General features: G+C 70.6%; 19 protein-coding genes. 12 read left to right on the top strand and 7 right to left on the bottom strand.

The features are described 5' to 3' along the window. Positions 1-125: 125 nt before the first annotated feature. Positions 126-3,740 (top strand): cobaltochelatase subunit CobN, encoded by a 3,615-nt coding sequence (cobN, locus tag EBN03_RS18965; protein ID WP_122189456.1) that lies wholly within the window; start codon positions 126-128, stop codon positions 3,738-3,740. Between the two features lie 64 nt (positions 3,741-3,804). Here cobN and EBN03_RS18960 read toward each other — a convergent pair whose 3' ends face one another. The 3 genes from EBN03_RS18960 to EBN03_RS18950 all read right to left on the bottom strand — a co-directional run bounded on the left by EBN03_RS18960 (position 3,805) and on the right by EBN03_RS18950 (position 6,878). After that, positions 3,805-5,019 (bottom strand): lipase family protein, encoded by a 1,215-nt coding sequence (locus tag EBN03_RS18960; protein WP_122189380.1) that lies wholly within the window; start codon positions 5,017-5,019, stop codon positions 3,805-3,807. A gap of 129 nt (positions 5,020-5,148) precedes the next feature. Then, on the bottom strand, positions 5,149-6,375 hold the full coding sequence (locus EBN03_RS18955; protein WP_122189379.1) for a lipase family protein: 1,227 nt from the start codon (positions 6,373-6,375) through the stop codon (positions 5,149-5,151). 122 nt (positions 6,376-6,497) lie between these two features. After that, positions 6,498-6,878 (bottom strand): PPOX class F420-dependent oxidoreductase, encoded by a 381-nt coding sequence (locus tag EBN03_RS18950; protein ID WP_122189378.1) that lies wholly within the window; start codon positions 6,876-6,878, stop codon positions 6,498-6,500. Between the two features lie 87 nt (positions 6,879-6,965). On the opposite strand from EBN03_RS18950, the gene EBN03_RS18945 reads away from it, so the two are divergent. The 5 genes from EBN03_RS18945 to EBN03_RS18925 all read left to right on the top strand — a co-directional run bounded on the left by EBN03_RS18945 (position 6,966) and on the right by EBN03_RS18925 (position 11,558). Beyond that, positions 6,966-7,613, top strand: a complete 648-nt coding sequence (locus EBN03_RS18945; protein WP_122189377.1) for a PadR family transcriptional regulator — start codon at positions 6,966-6,968, stop codon at positions 7,611-7,613. A gap of 203 nt (positions 7,614-7,816) precedes the next feature. Next, entirely contained in the window at positions 7,817-9,022 is a 1,206-nt protein-coding gene (locus EBN03_RS18940; protein ID WP_122189376.1) for an FAD-dependent monooxygenase, read from the top strand. A 172-nt stretch (positions 9,023-9,194) separates the two neighbouring features. Next, complete coding sequence (locus EBN03_RS18935; protein ID WP_122189375.1) at positions 9,195-9,542, top strand: GNAT family N-acetyltransferase; 348 nt, start codon at positions 9,195-9,197, stop codon at positions 9,540-9,542. A gap of 88 nt (positions 9,543-9,630) precedes the next feature. Beyond that, positions 9,631-10,377, top strand: a complete 747-nt coding sequence (locus EBN03_RS18930; RefSeq protein ID WP_199742869.1) for a pirin family protein — start codon at positions 9,631-9,633, stop codon at positions 10,375-10,377. A gap of 182 nt (positions 10,378-10,559) precedes the next feature. After that, complete coding sequence (locus EBN03_RS18925; RefSeq protein ID WP_122189373.1) at positions 10,560-11,558, top strand: alkaline phosphatase family protein; 999 nt, start codon at positions 10,560-10,562, stop codon at positions 11,556-11,558. Between the two features lie 68 nt (positions 11,559-11,626). Here the strand turns inward: EBN03_RS18925 and EBN03_RS18920 are convergent, their stop codons facing one another. Further along, positions 11,627-13,102 (bottom strand): SDR family oxidoreductase, encoded by a 1,476-nt coding sequence (locus EBN03_RS18920; protein ID WP_122189372.1) that lies wholly within the window; start codon positions 13,100-13,102, stop codon positions 11,627-11,629. A 344-nt stretch (positions 13,103-13,446) separates the two neighbouring features. Between EBN03_RS18920 and EBN03_RS18915 the strand changes: the two genes are divergently transcribed. Further along, entirely contained in the window at positions 13,447-13,824 is a 378-nt protein-coding gene (locus tag EBN03_RS18915; RefSeq protein ID WP_122189371.1) for a hypothetical protein, read from the top strand. Between the two features lie 95 nt (positions 13,825-13,919). Here EBN03_RS18915 and EBN03_RS18910 read toward each other — a convergent pair whose 3' ends face one another. Both EBN03_RS18910 and EBN03_RS18905 read right to left on the bottom strand, forming a co-directional pair. Then, entirely contained in the window at positions 13,920-15,296 is a 1,377-nt protein-coding gene (locus EBN03_RS18910) for a metallopeptidase TldD-related protein (protein ID WP_122189455.1), read from the bottom strand. Between the two features lie 8 nt (positions 15,297-15,304). Then, positions 15,305-16,828, bottom strand: a complete 1,524-nt coding sequence (locus EBN03_RS18905) for a TldD/PmbA family protein (protein WP_122189370.1) — start codon at positions 16,826-16,828, stop codon at positions 15,305-15,307. Between the two features lie 242 nt (positions 16,829-17,070). On the opposite strand from EBN03_RS18905, the gene EBN03_RS18900 reads away from it, so the two are divergent. From EBN03_RS18900 to EBN03_RS18890, 3 genes are read left to right on the top strand one after another with little or no spacing between them, the layout of a single operon-like run. Further along, positions 17,071-17,724 carry a TetR/AcrR family transcriptional regulator gene (locus EBN03_RS18900; RefSeq protein ID WP_233608465.1) on the top strand — a complete coding sequence of 218 codons (654 nt, stop codon included), beginning with the start codon at positions 17,071-17,073 and terminating at the stop codon, positions 17,722-17,724. A gap of 41 nt (positions 17,725-17,765) precedes the next feature. Then, complete coding sequence (locus EBN03_RS18895) at positions 17,766-18,935, top strand: sensor histidine kinase (protein WP_233608464.1); 1,170 nt, start codon at positions 17,766-17,768, stop codon at positions 18,933-18,935. A 44-nt stretch (positions 18,936-18,979) separates the two neighbouring features. Continuing rightward, positions 18,980-19,639 carry a response regulator gene (locus EBN03_RS18890; protein ID WP_122189369.1) on the top strand — a complete coding sequence of 220 codons (660 nt, stop codon included), beginning with the start codon at positions 18,980-18,982 and terminating at the stop codon, positions 19,637-19,639. A gap of 2 nt (positions 19,640-19,641) precedes the next feature. On the opposite strand, the gene EBN03_RS18885 is transcribed toward EBN03_RS18890, so the two are convergent. Next, the gene (locus EBN03_RS18885; RefSeq protein ID WP_122189368.1) at positions 19,642-20,121 is read right to left on the bottom strand and encodes an FxsA family protein; all 480 of its coding nucleotides are present in this window, start codon (positions 20,119-20,121) and stop codon (positions 19,642-19,644) included. A gap of 105 nt (positions 20,122-20,226) precedes the next feature. Between EBN03_RS18885 and EBN03_RS18880 the strand changes: the two genes are divergently transcribed. Then, a complete protein-coding gene (locus EBN03_RS18880; protein WP_233608463.1) occupies positions 20,227-21,822 on the top strand; it encodes an amidohydrolase in 1,596 nt (531 codons plus the stop codon). 230 nt (positions 21,823-22,052) lie between these two features. Continuing rightward, on the top strand, positions 22,053-23,735 hold the full coding sequence (gene lnt / locus EBN03_RS18875) for an apolipoprotein N-acyltransferase (RefSeq protein WP_122189367.1): 1,683 nt from the start codon (positions 22,053-22,055) through the stop codon (positions 23,733-23,735). Positions 23,736-24,100: the final 365 nt, after the last annotated feature.

Below are 24,100 nucleotides of genomic sequence, written 5' to 3'. Positions count from 1 at the left end.
TGCGAAGGAATCCGGTGCAATTCCGGACCGGTCGCGCCACTGTGACAGTCAGACCCTTCCGGTGAGCCCCGGCCACCCGGCCACCGACGACTCCGATGGGCGCGCCACCCAGGAAGGCCGAATTCGTGATTCTGCTGCTGTCCACCTCCGACACCGATCTGCTGTCGGCCCGTGCGTGCGGCGCCGGGTACCGGCTCGGCAACCCGGCCCGGTTGCTGCCCGAGGATCTGCCCGCCCTGCTCGACGGCGTCGACCTCGTGGTGGTGCGCATCCTCGGCGGTCGGCGCGCCTGGGAGGCCGGTCTCGACACGCTGCGGGCCGCCGGGGTGCCGGTGGTCGCGGTCGGCGGCGAGATGGCGCCCGACGCCGAACTGATGGAGTGCTCGACGGTGCCGGTGGGCGTCGCCGCCGACGCGCACAACTACCTGGCGGCCGGGGGTCCGCCCAATCTGGAACAGCTGCACCGCTTCCTGTCCGACACCGTGCTGTTGACCGGGCACGGCTTCGAACCGCCCGTGCACCTGCCGAACTGGGGTGAACTGGACCGCCCGCACGCCGCCACGCTGCCCGCCGGGGCACCGACGGTGGCCGTGTTGTACTACCGCGCACAGCATCTGGCCGGCAACACCGCCTACGTCGACGCGCTGTGCGGCGCGATCGAGGCCGCCGGCGCGCGGCCGCTGCCGCTGTACTGCGCGTCGCTGCGGGCCGCCGAACCCGAACTGATCGAAACCCTGCGCGGCGCAGACGCTCTGGTGGTGACGGTGCTGGCCGCCGGCGGGACCCGCCCGGCCACGGCCTCGGCCGGTGGCGACGACGAGTCCTGGGACATCGGCGCCCTCGCCGACCTGGATGTGCCGGTGCTGCAAGGACTGTGCCTGACCAGCGGCCGCGACCAGTGGGCGGAATCCGACGACGGGCTGTCCCCGCTCGACGTCGCGACCCAGGTGGCGGTGCCGGAATTCGACGGCCGCATCATCACGGTTCCGTTCTCGTTCAAGGAATTCGACGCCGACGGCCTGTCCACCTACGTCCCCGACCCGGAGCGGGCGGCGCGCGTGGCCGGTATCGCCGTGCGGCACGCCCGGCTGCGGCACATCGCGCCCGCCGACCGGCGCATCGTGCTGATGCTGTCCGCGTACCCGACAAAGCACGCCCGGATCGGGAACGCGGTGGGCCTGGACACACCGGCCAGCGCGATCCGGCTGCTCCAGGAGATGCGTTCGGCCGGTTACGATCTCGGCGCCGCGGGCGAGGTTCCCGGGCTGGCGGAGGCCGACGGTGACGCCCTGATCCATGCCCTGATCGCCGCCGGTGGCCAGGACCCGGACTGGCTCAGTGCCGAACAGCTGGAAGGCAATCCGATCCGGATCGGTGCCGCCCGCTACGAAAGCTGGTTCGCCACACTGCCCGCCGAACTGCGCGACGCGGTGGTGGCGGCGTGGGGCCCGCCGCCGGGTGAGCTGTACGTGGACCGCTCAGCCGACCCGGCCGGTGAGATCGTCATCGCCGCACTGCGTTTCGGCAACATCGTGCTGATGGTGCAGCCGCCCCGCGGCTTCGGTGAGAACCCGGTCGCGATCTACCACGATCCGGATCTGCCGCCCAGCCACCACTATCTGGCCGCCTACCGCTGGCTGTCCGCCCCCGCCGCCGACGGCGGATTCGGCGCCGACGCATTGGTCCACCTGGGTAAGCACGGCAACCTGGAGTGGCTGCCCGGCAAGACCCTCGGCATGTCGGCCGCCTGCGGCACCGACGCCGCGCTCGGCGACCTGCCGCTCATCTACCCCTTCCTGGTCAACGACCCGGGCGAAGGCACCCAGGCCAAGCGCCGCGCGCACGCCACCCTGGTCGACCACCTGATCCCGCCGATGGCCCGTGCCGAAACCTACGGCGACATCACCCGGCTGGAACAGCTGCTCGACGAGCACGCCAATATCTCCACCCTGGATCCCGCGAAGCTGCCGGCCATCCGCCAGCAGATCTGGACCCTGATGCGGGCCGCCAAAATGGACCACGACCTCGGCCTGGCCGAGCGCCCGGACGAGGAGTCCTTCGACGACATGCTCCTGCACGTCGACGGCTGGCTGTGCGAGATCAAGGACGTGCAGATCCGCGACGGCCTCCACGTGCTCGGGCAGGCACCGACGGGGGAGACCGAACTCGACCTGGTGCTGGCCATGCTGCGCGCCCGGCAGCTGTGGGGCGGCGAGATCGCGGTTCCGGGGCTGCGGGAAGCGCTGGGACTCGACGAATCCGGGACCGAATCGCGGGAACGGGTGGACGCCGTCGAGCAGCAGGCGCGCGGACTGCTGGCCGCCTTGCAAGCCGCGGACTGGTCGCCCGGCGCGGTCGACGACTTGCTGGCCGCCGGAGTGGCCGACGGTGCCCGGATCGAAACCCTCGGTGCCGTCCTGCGTTTCGCCGCCACCGAGGTGGTGCCGCGGCTGCGGCAGACCGGGGTCGAAATCGAACGGGTGCTGCACGCCCTCGACGGCGGGTTCATCCCCGCCGGGCCGAGCGGCTCACCCCTGCGCGGCCTGATCAACGTGCTGCCCACCGGCCGCAACTTCTACTCCGTCGACCCGAAGGCGGTGCCGTCGCGGCTGGCGTGGGAAACCGGTCAGGCGATGGCGGATTCGCTGCTCGACCGCTACCGCGCCGATCACGGCGAGTATCCGCGCTCGGTGGGGCTGTCGGTGTGGGGCACCTCGGCGATGCGCACGTCGGGCGACGATATCGCCGAAGTGCTTGCGCTGCTGGGGGTTCGGCCGGTCTGGGACGAGGCCAGCCGCCGGGTGACCACCCTGGAACCGATCCCGCTCGCCGAACTGGGCCGCCCGCGTGTCGATGTCACCGTGCGCATTTCCGGATTCTTCCGGGACGCCTTCCCGCACGTGCTGGCGATGCTCGACGACGCGGTGCGCCTGGTCGCCGGCCTCGACGAGCCCGACGAGTCGAATTACGTTCGCGCACACAGCCGCAGCGATCTGGCCGGGCACGGGGACGAGCGCCGCGCCACCACCCGCATCTTCGGCTCCAAGCCGGGCACCTACGGTGCGGGCCTGCTGCAGCTCATCGATTCGCGCTCCTGGCGCACCGACGACGACCTCGCGCAGGTGTACACCACCTGGGGTGGTTACGCCTACGGCCGCGACCTCGACGGGGTGCCCGCCGCCGACGACATGCGCACCGCGTACCGGCGAATCGCGGTGGCGGCCAAGAACACCGACACCCGCGAGCACGACATCGCCGACTCCGACGACTACTTCCAGTACCACGGTGGCATGGTGGCCGCGGTCCGGGCGCTGACCGGCCGCAATCCCGAGGCCTACATCGGTGATTCCACCCGGCCCGACTCCGTGCGCACCCGCACGCTGTCCGAGGAGACCGCGCGGGTGTTCCGGGCGCGGGTGGTGAACCCGCGCTGGCTCGAGGCCATGCGCCGGCACGGGTACAAGGGGGCGTTCGAGATGGCCGCGACGGTCGACTACCTGTTCGGCTACGACGCCACCACCAATGTGGTCGCCGACTGGATGTACGAGAAGCTCTGCGAGAGTTACGTGTTCGACGACGTGAACCGCAAGTTCATGGAGCAGTCCAACCCGTGGGCGCTGCACGGCATCGCCGAGCGGCTGCTGGAGGCCGCGGAACGCCGACTGTGGGAGCGGCCCGAGCAGGAGACGCTGGACCGGCTGCGCCAGGTGTACCTCGAAACCGAGGGCGAGCTGGAATAGCTGGGCGCCGCACGACTGTGGCGCCCCGGAAACCGGGGCGCCACAGTCGTTTCCGCGTCGCCGATCAGCAGTTCGACAGCGGCGGCAAACCGTCGAAGCGGGCCTCGATCCAGGCCATCATCCCCGGGAAGCCGGCGATGAACGTCGCGATGTGTTCCGGTATGGCCGGCCGGACGGACAGCACCGGATTGCCCGCCGCGCACCAGTGCTGATCGGTCCTGCTGATGGCGTCGTCGGGCAGGAACTCGTCGTTGGGCGCGTGCCATTCCAAGATCGGTGTCGCGGGAGCGCCGCCGTACAGCTCGACGCTGTTGTCCTGCAGCACTCCCCGGATCGCCGGGTCGCTGAGGATCCCGGTGTCGGTGGCGTACTCGGTCACGGTGTGCCCGGGGCCGGAGGCGAGGATCTGGCCGATGCAGGCATTGGTCAGCGCCGCCGCCGCCTGCCGGCCGGCCGCGGTGAGCCGGCTGGAGACGTTCATCTGCGGGTATTCGCGTTCCAAGCCGAGCGCCGCGGCCATCGCCATGCCGAAGCCGGCGTCGACGGCGGGCCCGGCTCGCTGGACCATCTCGTCCAGGTTGGCCGGAACCCCGCCGACCACCGCGCCCGCCAGTTGCAGGTCCGGTGCGTAGGCGGGCTGCAACGCGGCAGCCCAGGCGGTCGCCAGCCCACCGGCGGAGTAGCCGGCCAGCACGGTCGGGCTGCCGCCCAAGCCCAATGAGCCCGTCCGGTGGACGGCCCGCACTCCGTCGAGGGTGATCTGACCGCCGAGCCGGCCGGCGCCGAGCGCGAACTGGGGGCCCTCGTGGTCGGGCAGCGCGACGGCGAAGCCACGGGCCAGCCACACGTTGAACAGCGGCATCTCGCGCACGCCGTTGATCGGGTCGTAGCCGGAGATGGTGTGGGAGACCGCGCATTGCGGACCGAGGCCGTTGATGAACGCCTGGTAGGAGATCAGCGGCGTGTTCGCGGCGTGGTTGAACGGGGTCAGCACCGTGGTGGTGGCCGCGATCGGGTTGCCGTGCGAGTCGTTGGAGCGGAACTTCACCAGCGTGACCGTGGTACCGGGCAGCAGCGGGATGCCCGGTTGCACCCGGGAATCGATCACGTCACCGGGCGCGTAGTCGCCGATGTTGCCCGGTGTCCAGTAGAACGGGTCGGGGTCGGGCGCCGGGTACACCGCCTCGGCGGTGGCCGGGACGGTCGTCGGCGCCACGGCGAGGGCGAGACCGCCCAGCACCCCGGCCAGACCGTGAACAACTGTGCGCTTGAATGCCATGCGTTGAACTCCCCAGCGTCTTCAGCGGATCGGTGCGGTGCTCATCCAAGCGACAGCCACGCGGAAACCGTGGGTGGCGCGCAGAAATCCCGCGCGATATCACCCACGTGGCCCGGTTCGGAGTCCGATTCAGCAGTTGGAGGGGGCGGGCGTGCCGTTCAGCCGGCTCTCGATCCACCCCATCGCCTCCGGGAAGCCGGCCGCGAAGGTGACCAGATGCTCCGGAATCGGAAGTTGCAGCGACAGCACCGGATTCCCCGCCGCGCACCAGCGGCCGTTGGTGCGCTGGATGGCGTCGATCGGCAGCAGCGGGTCGAACGGGGAGTGCCATTCGAAGATCGGGGTGGACGGGATCCCGTCGTAGAAGTCGAGACTGTTGTCCCGCAGCACGCCGATCACGTCCTGGTCGTCGATCAGGGAGGAGCTGGTGTACTCGGGGATGCTGTGCCAGGCGCCCAGCGCGATCAGCTGGCCCATGCACGCGTTCGCCATCTCGGACATGGCGCTGCGGCCGTTCGGGTTGAGGACGCTGGCCAGGTGCATGCGGTCGGGGTATTCGCGGTCGAGCCCGACCGCGGCGGCCATGGCGAGCCCGAGTGCCTCGTTCGGGCCGGTGCCGATGCCGCGCAGCATCTCCTCCATGTTCTCCGGCGCGCCACCGATCGCCGCGCCGGCCAGGTGCAGCTCGGGGGCGTAGGTGGGCTGCATGGCCGCGGCCCAGGCGGTGGTCATGCCGCCACCGGAGTAGCCGGCCATCACCGTCGGGCTGCCGGCCAGGCCGAGCTGCGGGAGTCGCTGGACGGCCCGGATGCCGTCCAGGGTGATCTGGCCACCCAGCCGCGCGGCGCCGTAGGCGAGGTCGGGGCCGAGGTGATCGGGCAGCGCGACGGTGAAGCCGCGCTGCAGCCACACGTTGAAGGTGGGCAGTTCGCGGACCCCGTTGGCCGGGTCGCCGTTGTAGATCGAGTGCGAGATCGCGCACTGGGCGCCCAGGGAATTGATGAACGCCTGGTAGGAGATCAGCGGTGCGCCCGCCGTGTGGTTGGGCGGGGTGAGGACCGTGGTGGTGGCGGCGATCGGGTTGCCGTGCGAGTCGTTGGACCGGAACTTCACCAGGGTCGCCGCGATGCCCGGCAGCGAGACCACCGCGGGCATGGGACGGGAGTCGATCACGTCACCGGGCTCGTAGTCCCCGATATTGCCGGGGGTGCTGTAGAACGGGTCCGGATCCGGTGCCGCGTAGGCCACGTCGGTCGCGTCGGCCGAGGCCGTCGCGGGTCCGATCGGCTGCAGAACCAGGGCCAGCCCGCCGAACGCTCCGGCGAGTCCGTGAACCACTGCGCGTGTCGATGCCATACCCAAGATCTCCCGAAAGCTCGTCGGACAGATGCCCTGTCATCCAAGCGATCGCGGCGGGTGCTGTCGCCGGGGCGCGCGGCCGGCCCCCGGGAATCACCCCTGTGGCCGGAATTGTCATCTCAGGCGGTGATCTCGATGCCCACCGTGCCGCTCGAGCCGCGGCGGATCTTGCTGCCCAGCACGATCAGCGTGCCCAGGATCGGATATTTGCGCCGGATCAGCCCGCGCACGCGCTCGGTGCCCGGCCCGTCCATGACCTGTGCGGTCCCGCTGACCACGTCCCCGGCCAGCGGCTTGCCCGACCGGTCGCAGGGCTGCACGGTGACGGCCGGATTGCGCCGCAGCCGCTTGACCTTCCAGCTGTCGGTCGGCGTCCAGGCGTAGAGCTTGCCGCCGTCGAGCACCGCCCACAGCGGCGTGCCGACACCCGTCCCGTCCTTCTTGTAGGTGGTGAGGAGTACGAACTCAGCTGTCCCGGCCGCGCCGAAGGGATTGTCCACGGCCAGAGCTTAACCGGGGGACCGAGCCGACCGCTTGGCGACAAATACTCGTGGGCGTATATTCGTAGACGAGTAAGGAGGCGGGCGGTGGCGAAGAAGCGGAAGGTCGGCAATCTCCTGGCCCTTGCCGTGCTGGCGACGCTGTACGAGCGGCCGATGCACCGGTACGAGATCGCGTCCACGCTGCGCGAGCGCGGCAAGGACCGCGACATGGACATCAAATGGGGATCGCTGTACACCGTGGTGCAGAACCTCGAGAAACACGGATTTCTCGAGATCGTCGGCAGCGAGCGCGACGGGGCCCGGCCCGAACGCACCATCTATCGGATCACCGACCCGGGCCGGGCCGAGCTCACCGACTGGACCCGCGAGCTGATCGCGAACACCGAACCCGAACACCACCGCTTCGTGGCCGGGCTGTCCGTCCTGGGCCTGCTGCCGCCCGACGAGGTGATCGCGCTGCTCGGCACCCGGATCGAGCAGCTGGAACGCGAAATCGACAGCGGCCGTACCGAACTCCGCGTCGTGGGCGCCTCGGTGCCGCGGCTGTTCCTGATCGAGTCCGAATTCCGGGTGGCCATGCTCGAGGCGGAAGCCCGCTGGACCCGTGCCCTGCGCGCGGAACTGGTGGACGGCACCTTCCCCGGCGTCGACCTCTGGCGCGCCATGCACGCGGCCGGATTCGACCCGGCGGCCGTGGCCGCCCACATCGAAGGAGGGGATCTGCAGGCCTGAACCGCGACGGGGCCCGCAGTGATCGGGCCCGAAACCACCACCGGACTCGGCGGGTGCGGCAACACCGCGCCGAGCCCGATGATTCACCTCCCGAACCGCATCCGCCGGCAGGCGAACCCGGACCGAGCGTGGCAACTCGAGGATAACCGGGCGCACTGCGGGTGGGCCGGTTCGGTTCCGAACCGACCCGTCAGGAGTCACCCATGTCCATTCGTACCGCTCTGGTCGTCGGCGGCGGCATCGCCGGCCCGGTGGCCGCCACCGCCCTGCGCAAGGTGGGAATCGACGCCCGCGTCTTCGAGGCCTATCCCGGCCCCGCCTCCGGCATCGGATCCACCCTCGGCTTCGCGCCCAACGGCCTGGCCGCACTCGACGTCATCGGCGCCGGTGACGCCGTGCGCCGAGTCGCCAACCCGATGCGCCACACCGTGATGGCCTTGGGCCACAAGGATGTTCCGCTGCCCAGCCTGCCCGGTGTGGAACCGCTGCAACAGGTCGACCGCAGCGATCTGCACCTCGCCCTGCACGACCACGCCGTCTCCGCCGGAGTCGAGTTCACCTACGGCAAACGGCTGGTCGGCGTCGATGAGCATCCCAGCGGCGTCACCGCGCGCTTCGCCGACGGCAGCACCGCCGACGGCGACGTGCTGATCGGCGCCGACGGCATCAAGTCGCTGGTGCGCACCCTCATCGACCCCGAGGCCCCGCCCGCCGGCTACACCGGCATGCTCGGTTTCGGCGCGTACACCACCGTCTCGGTGCCGGTTCCGGCCGAGACGATGGTGTTCGCGTACGGCCGCAACGCCTACTACCTGTACTGGTCGATGCCCGACGGGCGCGTCGGCTGGGGCGCCAACCTGCCGAGCAAGGAGTATCTGTCGCTGGCGGACGCCCGCGCGGTGCCGAACGAGCAGTGGCTGGCCACCCTCCGCGACGTCTACGGCCCGGACACCCCGGGCGGGGAACTGGCTCGCAACACCACTCCTGCGGACCTGGAAGTCGTGGGTGCGATCCACATCATGCCGCCGGTCCCGCACTGGTATCGCGACCGGCTGGTGCTGGTCGGCGACGCGGTCCACGCGCCGTCCAACAGCACCGGCCAGGGTGCGTCGCTGGCCATCGAATCCGCCCTGCAACTTGCCCGCTGCCTGCGCGACTTCGACGACCTCGGCACCGCGTTCGCCACCTACGAGGCCATCCGGCGCCCGCGAGTGGAGCGGATCGCCGCCCGCGGCGCCAAGATCAACAGCACCAAGACGATGGGCCCGGTGCTGCGCCGGGTGATGCCGGTCATGATGCCGGCGTTCGCCAAACTGATGAAGCTCGAGGAGACGATGACCCGGGAACAGTGCTACACCGTCGATTTCGACGCCCCGGTGAACCCGGCGCTCGAACTCGCGCGAATCTGACCGCATCCGAACGGAACCCGCACGATCAGCGGGTTCCGTTCGGTGGTCGCCGTTACCCACGGGAGCCCCAGCGGCACACGGAACAGCGCAGCGCACGGTGGACGACGACGGCAGGTTCGCCGGATAGCATCGGAGCCCCGGCCTTTCGGACCCGAATCAGGAGAACGCACCGATGAACGATTCCGCTGCCCCCGAGCCGACGATCACGGTCGTGAACGCCGTCGCCGCCGGTCGCTTCGAGATCCGGGTCGACGGCGAGCAGGCCGGATTCACCGAATACCTCGACGCCGGCGTGCAGCGGATCTTCTACCACACCGAGGTCGATCAGCGATTCGCCGGACGTGGGCTGGCCGGGCGGCTCGTCGAGGCGGCATTGCGCGAGACGGCAGCCGCCGGGAAGCGCATCGTGCCGATCTGCCCGTTCGTGCACGGCTATCTCGACAAGCACCACGACTTCGACGACATCGTCGATCCCGTCACGCCGGACGCCAAGGATCTGGTGCGCCGGAAGAAAGCCTGACCGGCGCCGCCCAGCCGAACGCACGGCCGGGAATACCGGCGCGCCCACCCTGTTCGTATACATGATCGGACAGTCGAGGGAGCGAATCGTGGCACAGCTTGCGGCGCAGGTGCGGGTGATCCGCGGCGACCAGCGGTACGACTGGCGCAACGAGTGGCTGGACTCGCGGCAGTCGTTCCCGTTCACCGGCAACTTCGACCTGGCCGCGCACGCGCACGGGCTGCTGCTGGTGCACAACGACGACATCGTCGACCCGGGGGAGGGGTTCGACAGTCACCAGCACCGGGACATGGAGATCGTGACCTGGGTGCTCGAGGGATCCGTGGTGCACAAGGACTCCGAAGGTCACTCCGGTGTCGTGTATCCCGGTCTGGCCCAACGGATGAGCGCGGGCACCGGCATCCTGCACTCCGAGCGCAACGGCGCCGGGCGCCGCGAGACCCAGCGGCTGCGGGTCGTCCAGATGTGGATACCTCCGGACGAGACCGGGGTGGCGCCCAGCTACCAGGATCTCGACATCAGCACCCCACTGGCCGGCAACGCGCTGGTGACGGTGGCTTCCGGTATGCCCCGGGATCGCGACGACGCGGCCGTCACGATCGGCAACCGGTTCGCGGCACTGCACGTGGCACGGCTGGATCCGGGCCGCTCGGTCACCGTCCCGGACGCGCCGTACGGGCACGTCTACGTGGCGACCGGCAGCGTCGACTTCGAAGGGCAGGGCGCGCTGGCGCAGGGCGACGCGGTGCGGCTCACCGGAATCGGCGGGCAGCGGATCACCGCGACCGCGCCGGCCGAGGTCCTGATCTGGGAGATGCACGCCGCCACTCGGTGACCGGTATCCGGTAGGCGAAATAGGTTCCGGCGCAACCTGATCGGGCGAAACTTTCGTTCGCGGACGGGTGACAACGAGGAACTGTAGGTCGAATTGTCCCGATCGACGGCCGGGGTGAGTGAACGGTGCTTATCGTATTGCACGATTTGCGACCGACTTTCACCGATCGGCGAGGACAGCTCATGAATTCGACCACGTTCGCGCGGCGGGCGGCGGTGTGCGCCGCCTCCGTGGCGCTCGCCGCCGGCGCCCTGCTCGGCCTGGGGGCGACCGAGAAAGCGGCGGCCGTCACCCCGCCCGCCTACGACCACGTCGTGGTCGCCGTCTTCGAGAACCACAGCTACTCCGAGGTCGTCGGCGGTTCGGCCACCGGATCCGCCGTGCCGATCTCCGGATCGGGCGGTGCGGCGGCCGCGCCGTATCTGAGCGGTCTCGCCGCCGCCGGGGCGAATTTCACGCAATCGTTCGCGATCGAGCATCCGAGCCAGCCGAACTATCTCGACCTGTTCTCGGGATCGAATCAAGGTGTCACCAGCGACAATTGCCCACAGAGTTTCACCGGTGTGGCGAACCTGGGTTCCGACCTCATCGGCGCCGGGAAGACGTTCACCGGATATTCCGAGGCGATGCCGTCGGACGGGTACACCGGCTGCTCCAGCGGCACCTACTACCGCAAGCACAATCCCTGGGTGAATTTCGACAATGTCCCCGCCGCGTCGAACCGGACGTTCGCCGCGTTCCCGCAGGGGCCCGCCGCGGATTTCACCACCCTGCCGACCGTGTCGTTCGTGGTGCCCGACATCTGCAACGACATGCACGACTGCAGCGTCTCGACCGGTGACACCTGGGCCAAGAACCACCTCGACGCGTACGCCCAGTGGGCCAAGACCCACAACAGCCTGCTGATCGTGACATTCGACGAGGACGACATCAGCGCGGCCAACCAGATCCCGACGATCTTCTACGGCGCCGGCGTCACCACCGGCAACTACCCCGAGCGGATCAACCACTTCTCGGTGCTGCGCACCCTCGAGGACATGTACGGCCTGCCGCACAACGGTTCCGCTGCCGCCGCGACCCCGATCACCGACGCGTTCGGCGCCGGACCGGGCCCCACGACCACGCCGACCACCACCGGCTCCGGCAGCGGTGCGTTGCCCTGCGTCCTGAGCGCCTGCTGACGCCGGTCTCGCATCGTCCGGGGAAACGGCGGCTGGGCTGTGTCCGTCACTACAGCACCAGCCGGTCGTCAGCGGTTCGAAGGCACCTGTTCATCGCGCTCGGCGGTTCCGGTGATGTTTCTGACCATGCCACCGAAAACGATGTCGTGGAACGGGGATATGGCCTTCCAGTAGATGTGTCCGGCCAGCCCCCGGGGCTGGAAGATCGCGCGCTGGCGGTAGGTGGCGCCACCGTCGCCGTCGGGTTCGACGGCCAGTTCCAGCCAAGCCAGGCCGGGCAACCGCATCTCGGCGCGCAGCCGCAGCAGGCGCGGCCGGTCGATATGTTCGACCCGCCACCAGTCCAGGGCCTCGCCCGGGTGGAGGCGGTGGGTGTCCTTGCGCCCCCGGCGCAACCCGACGCCGCCGGAGAGCCGGTCGATCCAGCCGCGCACCGACCACGCGAGCGGGAACGAGTACCAGCCGTTCTCGCCGCCGATGGCCTCGATGATGCGCCACACGGTCTCCGGGGCGGCATGGGTGTGACGCTCTCGATGATCCTCGTAGAGCGAGCCGCCCGACCAGTCCGGGTCGGTGGGTAGCGGATCGGACGGCGCGACGCCGTGGCTTGCGTCCGACCAGCGGGTGGACACCTCCGAATTGCGGATGCGGCTCAACGCGAGTTCGACCGACCGCTCATAGGGGGTGAGTCCGCCGTCCGGGTCGTCGATGTAGCCGGCTATGTCGTGGTCGTGGCAGACGACCTCGTTGACCAGGGACTCGATCAACGGGACCGCAAGGGCGCGCGGGACCGGCGTCACCAGGTCGACCCATTGCGCGGACAGCCACGGGGTCAGCACCGGCACCGGAAACATCAGCCGGCGCGGAAGTCCGGCGACGGCCGCGTACCTGTGCATCATCGTCAGGTACGTGAACACATCCGGCCCGCCGATATCGAACGCGCGGTTGACTTCCCGCGGCAGCTCCGCCGCCCGCACCAGATAGTGGAGGACGTCACGCACCGCGATCGGCTGGATGCGGTTCTGCACCCAGCGGGGTGTGACCATCGCCGGCAGCCGCTCGGAGAGATAGCGCAGCATCTCGAAGCTGGCCGAGCCCGAGCCGATGATCACCGCGGCCCGCAGCTCGGCCGTCGGCACTCCCGAGCTGCGGAATATTTCGCCCACTTCCGCCCTGGAGGCCAGGTGCTTCGAGAGCAGCTGCCGCTCGGGAACGATGCCGCCGAGATACACGATCCGCGACACCCCCGCGGCCCGCGCGGCGGCCGCTACTGTCGCGGCAGCCTGCTGGTCGATCTGCGTGAAATCGCGTCGGGTCAGCGAATGCACCAGGTAATAGAGCACTTGCCGGCCCGCGACCGCCGCCGCGACGCTGCTCTCGTCGGTGACGTCACCGACGAGCACCTCGATTTCACTCCGCCACGGGACTTCGTCCAGTTTGTCGGGGGTACGGGCCAGTACGCGCACCTCGTGGCCCGCCGCCAACAGGGCGGGCACCAGACGCCCGCCGATATAGCCCGTGGCTCCGAACACCACACATTTCATGGGCTGCGGTTCCTTCGCGCTCGGCAGAACTCGTGACGATCGTCCACAACGAACTCGGTATCGCCGCTCACCGATCGAGTGTCTCCGGCCTCGGCGGCCCGGGCGCTGCGGAGTCGGCCGCACTGCAGCGGCGGCTGTCCCAGGTAGTGGATCATATCGGCTGTTCGGCCCGGATCCTGTGCGGCCGACGAGAAGGCACGTTCTGGTTGCACTGGGCGGGAGCACCGACTCCGCCCGTTGTTACGCCGGTAGGATTCGTTGTGTAGTGATTCCGCGCGGTATGTCCTGGACGAAGTTTCGGGAGATGCGATCGATTCATTGTTCTCGCCGGAAAGGCATAGACGGTGACTGACGCGATTCATCCGAGTAATGCTCGCCGCCTGGGTACGGCGGCGGTCCTGGCCGGTCTCGTGCTGGCGATTCCCGCGACGGTGGCCGCTGCGGGTAGCGCGACACCCGGAGTGTCACAGGCCGGGATCTGGGCGCAGACCGGTCACGCCGCCGTGCCACCGCCGGTGCCGGTCCCGCCGCACTGCGACAACGACAGCTGCAGTGACGACAACAGCGCCGGTACCGACTGCAACGACGCCAACGCGCCCGTGGACGAGTGCGGCAACCATGACGAGACCGGAGGCGGTCCCGGGGTCGCCGACGCGGGCGCCTTCTACCAGGCAAGCGCATCGTCGCTCGCCTATATCGAGTTGCCGCTAGCCGGGGCCTAGATCGGCGAACGCCGTTGCCGACAACCGCACGCACCGTGTGGGCGTGCGCGGGCAGGCGGTGACACCGAGACCGCCGACAGTCGGCCCGCGAGTGGTCAGGTCGCCTGGCTGACCGAACTCATGTGGAAGTCCGGGATCCGGATCGGTGGCATCGCCGCGCGGGTGAACCAGTCCTTCCATTCCCGCGGGAGCGTGTGCTCGGTGGCACCCGCGTGCGTGACGCGGCGCAGCAGATCCAGCGGGCTCTCGTTGAACCGGAAGTTGTTGACCGCCGCGGTGACCGCGCCGTCCTCGATCAGGTAGACCCCGTCGCGGGTGAGCCCGGTGAGCAGTAGCGTCGCGGGATCGACCTCCCGGATATACCAGAGGCAGGTGAGCAGCAGTCCGCGCTCGGTGCCGGCGACCAGATCGTCGATCGAGGCCTCGGAACCGCCGTCGAGCAGCAGATTATCGCCGGGCGTGGTGACCGGGGCGCCGAACTCCGCGGCCGTGGCCCGCGGATAGACCAGGTTCTCGATCACGCCCTCGCGCACCCAGTCGGTGCGCGCGGCGGGCAGGCCGTTGTCGAACACCGACACCGACTCCGACGAGGCGGTCGCCGCCACGAACGGCCGGTACTCGAGGCCCTTCGCGCCCGGATCGGAGTACAGCGTCAACGGCAGGTCGGTGAGGCGCTCACCGACCCGGGTACCGCCGGGCGCCGACAGCGCGGTGTGGCCCTCCTGGGCGCCGCGCCCGGTCATCGTCCACACCAGGTAGATCAGCAGGTCGGCCACCGCCGACGGCGGCAGCACGGTGTCGTAACGGCCGGCCGGCAACTGCACCCGGCGAGTGTGCCAGCCCAGCCGCCGGTCCAGCTCGCCCAGCAGCGCGGGCACCGCGACATCGGAGAAATCGGTGGTGCCCGCACCGACCCAGGCGCTGGCCGGATCGCCGCCGGCGTCCCGCTTCCCGTTGATCTCCACCGAGCCGGTCGGCTGCGTCCAGCGCCGCCGCACGCCGGTGGACGTACCCAGCCACTGGGTGTGCACCTCGTGGTGAGCGAACCCGTAGAGCCGGTCGGCGCCGTCGAAACCGGCCGACAGATCGCGGGCCAGGTCGGCGAACACCTCGATCCCCGTGGTCGCCGCCGCGGCCGTCCACGGCTGATCGGCGGCCGGAGCGGGCTCGAGCAGAGGCATGGCGTCGGCAGCGGGCTGCGCGGTCCGCGCGGCCTCCTCCGCCGCCCGCACCACCGCGACGATGTCGTCCGGGTCGACGCTGCTGGAGGTGACGCTGCCGACCCGCGCGGCCGCGCCGTCGCGCAGGATCGACACCACCGACCACTCACGCGAGATCGAGGAACCGTTGGTGGTCATGGAATTACCGGCCCACCGCAGCGAGGCCTCGTGCTTGTCGGTGACCAGCACGACGGTGTCGGCGGCCCGGGCCGCCGCCAGGACGCGCTCGACCAGTTCGCCGCCGGCCGGCATCTGCTCGTTCACTGGCCCTCCTGCCGGGTGTTGAGGACGTTGATGCCGCGCACCAGCACAGACGGGCAGCCGTGGCTGACCGCGGCGACCTGGCCCGGCTGGGCCTTACCGCAGTTGAACGCGCCACCCAGCACCCGGGTGGACGGTCCGCCGACCGCTTCCATCGCACCCCAGAAATCGGTGGTTGTGGCCTGGTAGGCGACGTCGCGCACCTGACCGTCGAGCCGCCCGTTGCGGATCCGGAAGAAGCGCTGGCCGGTGAACTGGAAGTTGTAGCGCTGCATATCGATCGACCACGACTTGTCGCCCACGATGTACAGGCCGTCGTCCACCCGCGAGATCAGCTCCGCGGTGGTGGTGTCGCGCGACGGATCCGGTTGCAGCGACACATTGGCCATCCGCTGGATCGGAACGTGGTGCGGGGAGTCGGCATATGAGCAGCCGTTGGACCGGTCCAGGCCGAGCCGGGGCGCGAACACCCGGTCCAGCTGATAGCCCACCAGGGTGCCGTCACGCACCAGATCCCAGCGCTGACCGGCGACACCGTCGTCGTCGAAGCCGGTGGTGGCCAGGCCGAACGGTTCGGTGCGGTCACCGGTGACGTGCATGATCGGAGTGCCGTAGCGCAGTGTGCCCAGCTGGTCGGGAGTGGCGAAAGAGGTTCCCGCATAGGCGGATTCGTAGCCGATCGCGCGGTCGTACTCGGTGGCGTGGCCGATCGACTCGTGGATGGTGAGCCACAGGTTCGTCGGGTCGATCACCAGATCGGTGGGGCCCGGGGTGACCGAGGGCGCCTTCACCTTCTCCGCCAGCCACTCGGGGATCGCGGCCAGTTCACCGGTCCAGTCCCACTGGCCGTCGGCGCCGGTCACGTACTCCCACCCGCGGCCCGCCGGTGCGGCCAGGGTGCGCATGGTCTCGAAACTGCCCGCCGCGGAGTCGACGGTGATCGCCTCCAGTTGCGGATGCAGCCGCACCCGCTGCTGGGTGATAGCCGACCCCGCGGTGTCGGCGTAGTAGGTCTGCTCCTTGACCTGCAGCACCGATGCCGTCACGTGATCGACGCCGTCGGCGGCCGCGAGCCGGCCCGAATAGTCCTGCAGCAGTGCCACTTTGTCGGCGGTGGGCACCGTGAACGGGTCGACCTCGTACTGCGACACCCACTGCGCGTCGGGATACACCGGTTCGACCGCGAGCTGGACATGCTCGCGATTCAGTCCGCGCAAGGCGGCAGCGACTGCCACGGCCCGGCGGGCCGTCTCGGCGGCGGTGGCGGTGGACAGTTGCGCGTGCGAGGCGAAGCCCCAGGTGCCGTCCACGATCACCCGCACCGCGAAGCCCAGGTCGGTGGAGTTCTCGATGCCCTCGACTCGCCCGTCGCGCAGCCGGATGGACTGGGTCTGCAGCCGGTGCACGCGCAGATCGGCATGGTCGGCGCCGGCGGCGCGTGCCGCGGACAGCGCGGCTTCGGCGAGCGCTGCCAGGGGCAGCGCGCGGAACTCCTCGTCCACTAACCGGGTTGCGGTGGTCACCGGTCCCACGCTAATCCGCGCCCGGTTGCGAATTCAACCGGCCCGCAGCCGAGCCCCGGTCGGACCGCGGAAATCCGGCAACAGCCGCACACCGGCATCGATCGCAGATCTGCAGCGGGCGCAGCGAAATCCGGGGCAACCATCGCGAAACGGGCACGCGCGCACCGGAAACGGCAGGCGGCGCACCGGAAACGCCGAGAGGTGTGCGACGACCCGGCGGCGATGGCGTAGCCTCTGCCCGCGTGCCGCCCTCCGCTCTGCGTGACCGCAAACGCGAACGCACCCGCCGTGCCCTGCTCGAGGCCGCCGTCGATCTCTTCGAGGCACGCGGCTACGACGCCGCGACGGTGTCCGACATCGCCGCCGCCGCCGAAGTGGGCACCCGCACCTTCTTCAACTACTTCGAGAGCAAAGAGGAACTGCTCTTCCCGCAACCCGACGAACGGGTCACCGCGGCCGTCCACGCCATCGCCACCCGCCGCCCCGACGAACGGCCGGTCGAGGTGCTGTTGCGCGCCCTGCGCGCCGCCGGTGACAACGACCCGGGCAATACGCTCGGCGACGACCTGACCGCCCGCATCGCGGTGCTGCGCGCCCAGGTGTCGCGGACCGTGCCCGCCGTCTCGGGCCGCGCCGCACACGCCCAGCTCGCCGCCCAGCAGGAGATAGCGCGCCAGTTGCGGGCCGCGTTCCCCGACGAGCTGGACGAGGTGGGCGCCGCCGCCCTGGTCGGCGCGGTCGTCGGGGCCGTCTCCGGCGCGCTCACCGTGCTGTTCCAGGGCCGCCCGCCGGTCGAGGACGCCGAACGGCTGCACCACCGCATCCAGGAGACCACCACCAGGGTGCTGGCCCCCTTCCTGACCGCCGACCGCCCGACCGTGATGCAGGCCGGCTGACCCGTCGGGCCCCCGACCGGCGCTGCGCCTAGGCTCAGCGCGTGCGTCGTTTCAGCCTGTGGTTGCGAACCGAACCGCTCATCGCCGACGCGATGCTGGCGGCGCTGCTGCTGGCGCTCGACGTGCCCGCGGTGCGGCACCACCCGAATCCGGCCGTCTACCTGGTCATGTCGGTGCTCATCCCGCTGCCCGTCGTGGTGCGCCGGGTGTATCCGCGCACGGCGGCCGCGGCACTGCTGGTGCTCGCGTTCACCGATACCCTGATCGCCGCGGTCACCGGCCAGGTACAGGGTCATCCCGCGCTGCTCGCGCTCGGGATCCAGCTGTACACGCTGGTCGCCTACCAGGGCCGTCGGCCGGGCGCGATCTACCTCGGATTCCTGGTCGCCGACCTGTTGCTGGCGGTCCGGCTGGGGCATCAGCCGTTGAGCGAGAGCCTGAGCTTCAGCGCCGCCTACTACGCGCTGTGCTGGTCGCTGGCCGAGTTCAACGGTGCCCGGCTGGCCTACGACGCCGAGGTCGCGGGCCGGCTCGCGGTCGCCGACTACGACCGCGACCGCAGCGCGCACGAGGCGGTCGCCCGGGAACGCACCCGCATCGCCCGCGAACTGCACGACGTGGTCGCGCACGCGGTCAGCGTGATGATCGTGCAGGCCGACGGCGCCCGCTACGCCCTGCGCACCGACCCCGACACCACCGAACAGGCCCTGGCCACCATCGCCGGTACCGGCCGCGAAGCGCTGCGCGAACTGCGCCGCACCGTCGAACTCCTGCGCACCGAACACGCGCCCGAACTGTTGCCCCAGCACGGCACCGCGGGACTGGCGAGCGTGGTGGGCATGACCCGCGGCGCCGGACCGGCCGTGGAACTCGAGCTCAGCGGCGAATTGGACGACGTGCCGCCGGAGATCAGCCTGGGCGTGCACCGGATCGTGCAGGAGTCGCTGACCAATACCGTCCGGCACGCCGGCAGCGGTGCCCGTGCCTGGGTGAAGGTGCACCGCCGCGGCGGGGAGATCCAGCTCGAGGTCACCGATCTGCCGGGCAGCCACGATCGGCCCGGACCGCGCCCGGCGATCACCGGCAGCGGTCTGGGCCTGGTCGGCATGCGGGAGCGGGTCGCGGTGCTCGGCGGCACGCTGTCGGCCGGCCCGCACGGCAGCGGCTGGCGGGTCGCCGCCACCATCCCGGTCGACCGCGACGGGCGGTGAGACCGCGGCAGTCCCCACAACCGGTGCGCCCGTAGGCTGAACGTGTGCCGATCACCGTTGTCGTCGTCGACGATCAGGAGTTGATGCGCGCCGGCCTGCGGATGGTGCTCGGCGCGCATCCCGAGGTCGAGGTGGTGGGGGAGGCCGACAACGGGGCTACCGCGGTCGCCGCGGCCAAGGAGTTGCGGCCCGACGTGGTGCTCATGGACGTCCGGATGCCGGTTGTCGACGGGGTCACCGCCACCGGGCGGATCCTCGAATCTGCTTGCGGCAGCAAGGTATTGGTGATGACCACGTTCGACGCCGACGAACACGCGCTCGCCGCGCTGCGCGCCGGGGCCAGTGGGTTCCTGCTCAAGGACACCCCGCCCGAGGATCTGATCTCCGCGATCCGCAGCGTGCACGCCGGGGATGCCGTGGTGTCACCGAAGGTCACCCGCCGCCTGCTCGACCGGCTGATCGCCGACCCGCCCGCCACCGGGCCCGACCCGGCGATCCTGTCGGTGCTGACCGCGCGCGAGAGCCAGGTGCTCGAGCAGATCGCGGCCGGTCGGTCGAATGCGGAAATCGCCGCGGCGCTGTTTCTTTCGGAGGCGACGGTCAAGACGCACGTCGGCCGGGTACTGACCAAACTGGGCCTGCGCGACCGGGTCCAGGCGGTGGTGCTGGCCTACGAGACCGGGCTGGTGCGGCCCGGCAGCTGAGCTCAGCGCTCCAGCGTCGGCCGGCCCGAACCCTGACCGTCGTCGTAGTAGGTGTCGACCACGGTCGCGTCGACGACGTCGCCGGACGGGTCGACGACCGTGCCGTAATAGCCGGCGGCCATGGTCGCCCGATCGATCTTGCGGGTCGCGACCGCCGCCACCACCGGCCGGGCCAGCGCCCGCGTCGGCAGTACCAGCAGCAGGCCGAGCACCGTGGTCACCAGGCCGGGCACCAGCATCAACACCGCGCCGAGCCCGACCAGCAGACCGTCGGCCACCGCCGTTCCGGGCGGGATCTCGCCGTCGGCGGCCCGCCGGAACTGCTGGAACACCTTGCGGCCCTGCCCGCGCACCGCGACCATGCCCAGCGCGCTGCACGCGATGAGCAACAAGATCGTGGGCACCGCGCCGATGAAGTGGCCCACGGCCACCAGCGCGGCGATCTCGACCACCACATACACCAGGAACAAACGGCCCGCCATGACGATCCTTTCCGCTTACCGTTACCCGCTCAACGAACGACGGATCGCTTTTGCTCCCGGCCCCGCCCCGGACGCCCGGCGGACGGGGGAGCAGACTGTCTGGCCGTGAGTACACAGTTGCTGGTCGGCGGTCGCATCTACAGTTCGAGCCATCCGGACGCGACGGCCATGGCCGTCAGCGGCGGTGACGTGGTGTGGGTGGGCGCCGACCGCACCGGCCGGGCGCTGCACCCCGACGCCGAGGTGATCGACCTCGGCGGCGCGTTCGTGGCGCCCGCGTTCGTGGACTCGCACGTGCACGTCACCGACCTGGGCCTGCGGCTGACCGGCCTGGACCTGAGTGCCGCCGACTCGCTGGACGAATGCCTGGCCCTGCTGCGCAAGCACGCCGCCGAGCAGCCCGGGCCGGTGCTCGGGCACGGCTGGGACGAGACCCGCTGGGCCGATCGCCGCGCACCCACCGCCGCCGAACTGGACGCCGCCGCCGGACCCGGACGGCAGGTGTACCTGGTCCGGATCGACGCGCACTCGGCCGCGGTGTCGACGGCCCTGCTCGACGCCGTGCCCGCGGTGCGGTCCTTGCCGGGATACACGCCGGGTGAGCCGGTCCGCGGACAGGCCCATCACGCGGTCCGTGACGCCGTGCTCGCCGCGCTCGGCCCGGCCGACCGGGACCGGGCCCGCCGGGCCGCCCTGGACGCGGCCGCCGCCGTGGGCATCGTGGCGGTGCACGAATGCGCCGGACCGCACATCTCCGGCGCCGACGACGTGCGGGAACTGCTCGCCCTCGACCACGGGGTGCAGGTGCGGGCCTACTGGGGGCAGGCGGTCACCTCCGCCGACGAGGCACGCGCGCTGGTCGCCGACCTCGGGGTGCACGGTCTCGCCGGCGACCTGTTCGCCGACGGCTCGCTCGGCTCGCACACCGCGCACCTGCGCGAGCCCTACGCCGACCGCGACACCCGCGGTACCGCGTACCTGGACGCCGACGCGGTCGCCGCGCACGTCCGCGCCTGCACCGAGGCCGGCGTCCAGGCCGGCTTCCACGCCATCGGCGACGCCGCCCTCGACGCCGTGACCGAGGGCTTCGCCCGGGTCGCCGCCGAGCTGGGCGGGCCCGCGGTGGCCGCGCGCGGCCACCGGGTGGAGCACGCCGAGCTGATCGACGCCGACCAGCTGAAAGTGTTCGCCGACTTCGGTGTGATCGCTTGTGTGCAACCGGGTTTCGACGCCGCCTGGGGTGGCCCGGACGGGATGTACGCCGCCCGCCTGGGCGCCGAGCGCGCGGCTCGCCTGAACCCGTTCGCGGCCATGGCCGCCGCCGGGGTCTCGCTGGCGATCGGCTCCGACGCCCCGGTCACCGACCTGAACCCCTGGCAGTCGATCCGCGCCGCCGCCCACCATCGCACCCCCGGCCACCAGATCTCCCCGCGCGCCGCGTTCGCGGCCGCCACCCGCGGCAACTGGCGCGCCGGCGGCGTCCGCGACGGCGTGGCGGGCACCCTGGTCCCCGGCGCGCCCGCCTCCTACGCCGTCTGGGACGCCGACGACCTCGTGGTGGCCGCCGCCTCCGACAAGGTCCAGCGCTGGTCCACCGACCCGCGTTCCCGCGTCCCCGGCCTGCCGCCCCTGGTCCCCGGCGCCGAACTGCCGCGCTGCCTGCGAACTGTGCACCGCGGCAACGAGATCTACTCGGCGTAGCGGGCCGCCCTCGGGCGTTGCGTCGATGTCGCGCACCATCGCCCAACGATGTCGTCCGCCCGGCGGAACGCACTGAACCGCAGACACCCACGCAGTGGTTCGTGCCGCGAACCCCCGGGCAGGCGGCAACCGGCCCGGTTCCGTAGCATCGGTGCCGCACAGCCGGGTAGACGGGCGCGTGTGACAGCGCGGGGGATCGGGCCCCGGCGAGGACCGGGAGCCGGGAGTCGATGACCGAGGAGCGTGCCGTGGCGATCGAGACGACGGCACCGGCGGCCGGCGTGGAGCCGGCGCGCGGGCTCGGCGCGCGGCTCGTGGCTGCGGCGCGTAAGCCCGCGGTGCTGCGGAGCGTCGGCGCGATCCTCGCGGGTTCGCTGCTCTACCTGAGCTTTCCGCCGCACACCTGCTGGTATGTCGCGCCGATCGGGATCGCGCTGCTGACGCTGGTGGTGCGTGGCGCGCGGCGGTTGCGGGCGGCGTTCGGATACGGCTTGCTGGCGGGACTCGGGTTCTTCCTGCCGCTGTTGCCGTGGACCGGGATCTATGTGGGTCCGGCGCCGTGGCTGGCGTTGTCGCTGGCCTGCGCGGTGTATGTGGGGCTGTTCGGGTTGCTGGCCCGGTTCGTGGGCGCGCTGCCGGGCTGGCCGCTGTGGGTGGCGGCGGTCTGGTCGCTCACCGAATGGGGGCGGTCGGTCTTCCCGTTCGGTGGATTCCCTTGGGGGCGGCTGGCATTCGGTCAGGCCGACGGCTGGTATCTGCCGCTGGCGGCGATCGTGGGCGCACCCGGCGTCAGCTTCGCCGTGGCCTCGACCGGCACCCTGCTCGCGGCGCTCGTGCTGCGGCTGCGCGGCCCGGACGGGCAGCGGGCGCGGCCGGACCGCTCGTGGTGGCGGGATCGGGCCCGAGGCGTGGCCGTCGCCGTCACGCTGGTCGCCGTGTTGCCGATCACCGGGCTGCTGCTCGGATCCACCCTGCCCGCCGCCGGTGACGGTGACCGCACGATCACCGTGGCCGCGATCCAGGGCAGCGTGCCGCGCCTGGGCCTGGACTTCAACGCCCAGCGCCGCGCGGTGCTCGACAACCACGTCCGCCGCACGCTGCAGCTGGCCGACGACGTCCGGGCCGGGCGCGCGAAGCAGCCCGACATCGTGATCTGGCCGGAGAACTCCTCCGACATCGACCCGTTGCGCAACGCCGACGCCGCCGACGAGCTGACCACCGCGTCCCGGGCGATCGGCGCGCCGATCCTGGTCGGGGCGGTCCTGGTGAACCGGGAGCTCTCGGATTCGGGCGTGCCCACGGACACGAACTCGGTGATCGTGTGGAACGGCGCCGCCGGGCCGCAGGAGCGGCACGACAAGAAGATCATCCAGCCGTTCGGCGAGTATCTGCCGCTGCGCGGGTTCTTCCGGCTGTTCTCCTCCTACGCCGACCGGGCCGGCTACTTCGTGCCGGGTCACGGCAACGGTGTGGTGCACGCCACATCCTGGCAGGGTGGTGAGCCGGTCGCGGTCGGTGTCGCCACCTGTTACGAGGTCGCGTTCGACCGGGCGTTCGAGGAGTCGGTCCGGTCCGGCGCCGAATTGCTGGCGGTGCCCACCAACAACGCCACCTTCGGTAACAGCGATATGACCTATCAGCAGCTGGCGATGTCGCGGGTGCGGGCGGTCGAGCACGGCCGATCGGTGGTGGTGGCGGCCACGACGGGCGTGAGCGCGATCATCGGCCCCGACGGGACCGTCCGGCAGCAGACCGGAAAATTCACCCCTGCGGCCCTGGTTGACCAAGTGGCGTTGCGCCACGCCGACACCGTCGCCACCGACCTCGGTCCGTGGCCCGAGTGGCTGCTGTGTGGGGTGGCCGGAATTGCCATCGGAGCTGCAGCTATTCGCAGGCGAACTACAGCGGGGTAATCCGCTGCTCGCATTGTCCTTGTGGCGGTGCGGATTCCCGACCTCTGGTCGGTTCTTTCCCCCAACAAGGGGGAATCTTGCAGGTCGCGTGCAGTTTTCGACCTTCGGGCATGTTGAATTCGTGATCTTCGGGGTATTGCTATCAGGTAGCCCTCAGCGCTCCACTGGAGTACTGATCAAAGATTCAGCCAGACTTGGGCGGCGTTTAGCCCAATCCGGGAGGTTTGCGATGAATTGGCTAGCTAAATGCGCTCTGCGCCAATGAGGTTCACTCGGAAAAGTCTGGGGTCCAACCGATCCGCTCGCATGCAGGCTCCGAATCATAAGTCGTGAATGACGTCCCACGCGTGAATAGGCGTGCGCTC

The organism is Nocardia stercoris, from assembly GCF_003696265.1.
In the GTDB taxonomy this organism is placed as follows: Bacteria; Actinomycetota; Actinomycetes; order Mycobacteriales; family Mycobacteriaceae; genus Nocardia; species Nocardia stercoris.
The sequence above is the reverse complement of the archived record's forward strand: the minus strand, read 5'-3'. Positions and strand labels throughout refer to the sequence as shown.

What these genes read in the sequence shown, in the direction of transcription:
- EBN03_RS18885 (WP_122189368.1), bottom strand. Translation starts at nt 20,121, where the DNA reads ATGGCGGGCCGTTTGTTCCTGGTGTATGTGGTGGTCGAGATCGCCGCG.
- EBN03_RS18935 (WP_122189375.1), top strand. Translation starts at nt 9,195, where the DNA reads ATGAACGATTCCGCTGCCCCCGAGCCGACGATCACGGTCGTGAACGCC.
- lnt (WP_122189367.1), top strand. Translation starts at nt 22,053, where the DNA reads ATGACCGAGGAGCGTGCCGTGGCGATCGAGACGACGGCACCGGCGGCC.
- EBN03_RS18925 (WP_122189373.1), top strand. Translation starts at nt 10,560, where the DNA reads ATGAATTCGACCACGTTCGCGCGGCGGGCGGCGGTGTGCGCCGCCTCC.
- EBN03_RS18960 (WP_122189380.1), bottom strand. Translation starts at nt 5,019, where the DNA reads ATGGCATTCAAGCGCACAGTTGTTCACGGTCTGGCCGGGGTGCTGGGC.
- EBN03_RS18910 (WP_122189455.1), bottom strand. Translation starts at nt 15,296, where the DNA reads ATGCCGGCCGGCGGCGAACTGGTCGAGCGCGTCCTGGCGGCGGCCCGG.
- EBN03_RS18920 (WP_122189372.1), bottom strand. Translation starts at nt 13,102, where the DNA reads ATGAAATGTGTGGTGTTCGGAGCCACGGGCTATATCGGCGGGCGTCTG.
- EBN03_RS18940 (WP_122189376.1), top strand. Translation starts at nt 7,817, where the DNA reads ATGTCCATTCGTACCGCTCTGGTCGTCGGCGGCGGCATCGCCGGCCCG.
- EBN03_RS18955 (WP_122189379.1), bottom strand. Translation starts at nt 6,375, where the DNA reads ATGGCATCGACACGCGCAGTGGTTCACGGACTCGCCGGAGCGTTCGGC.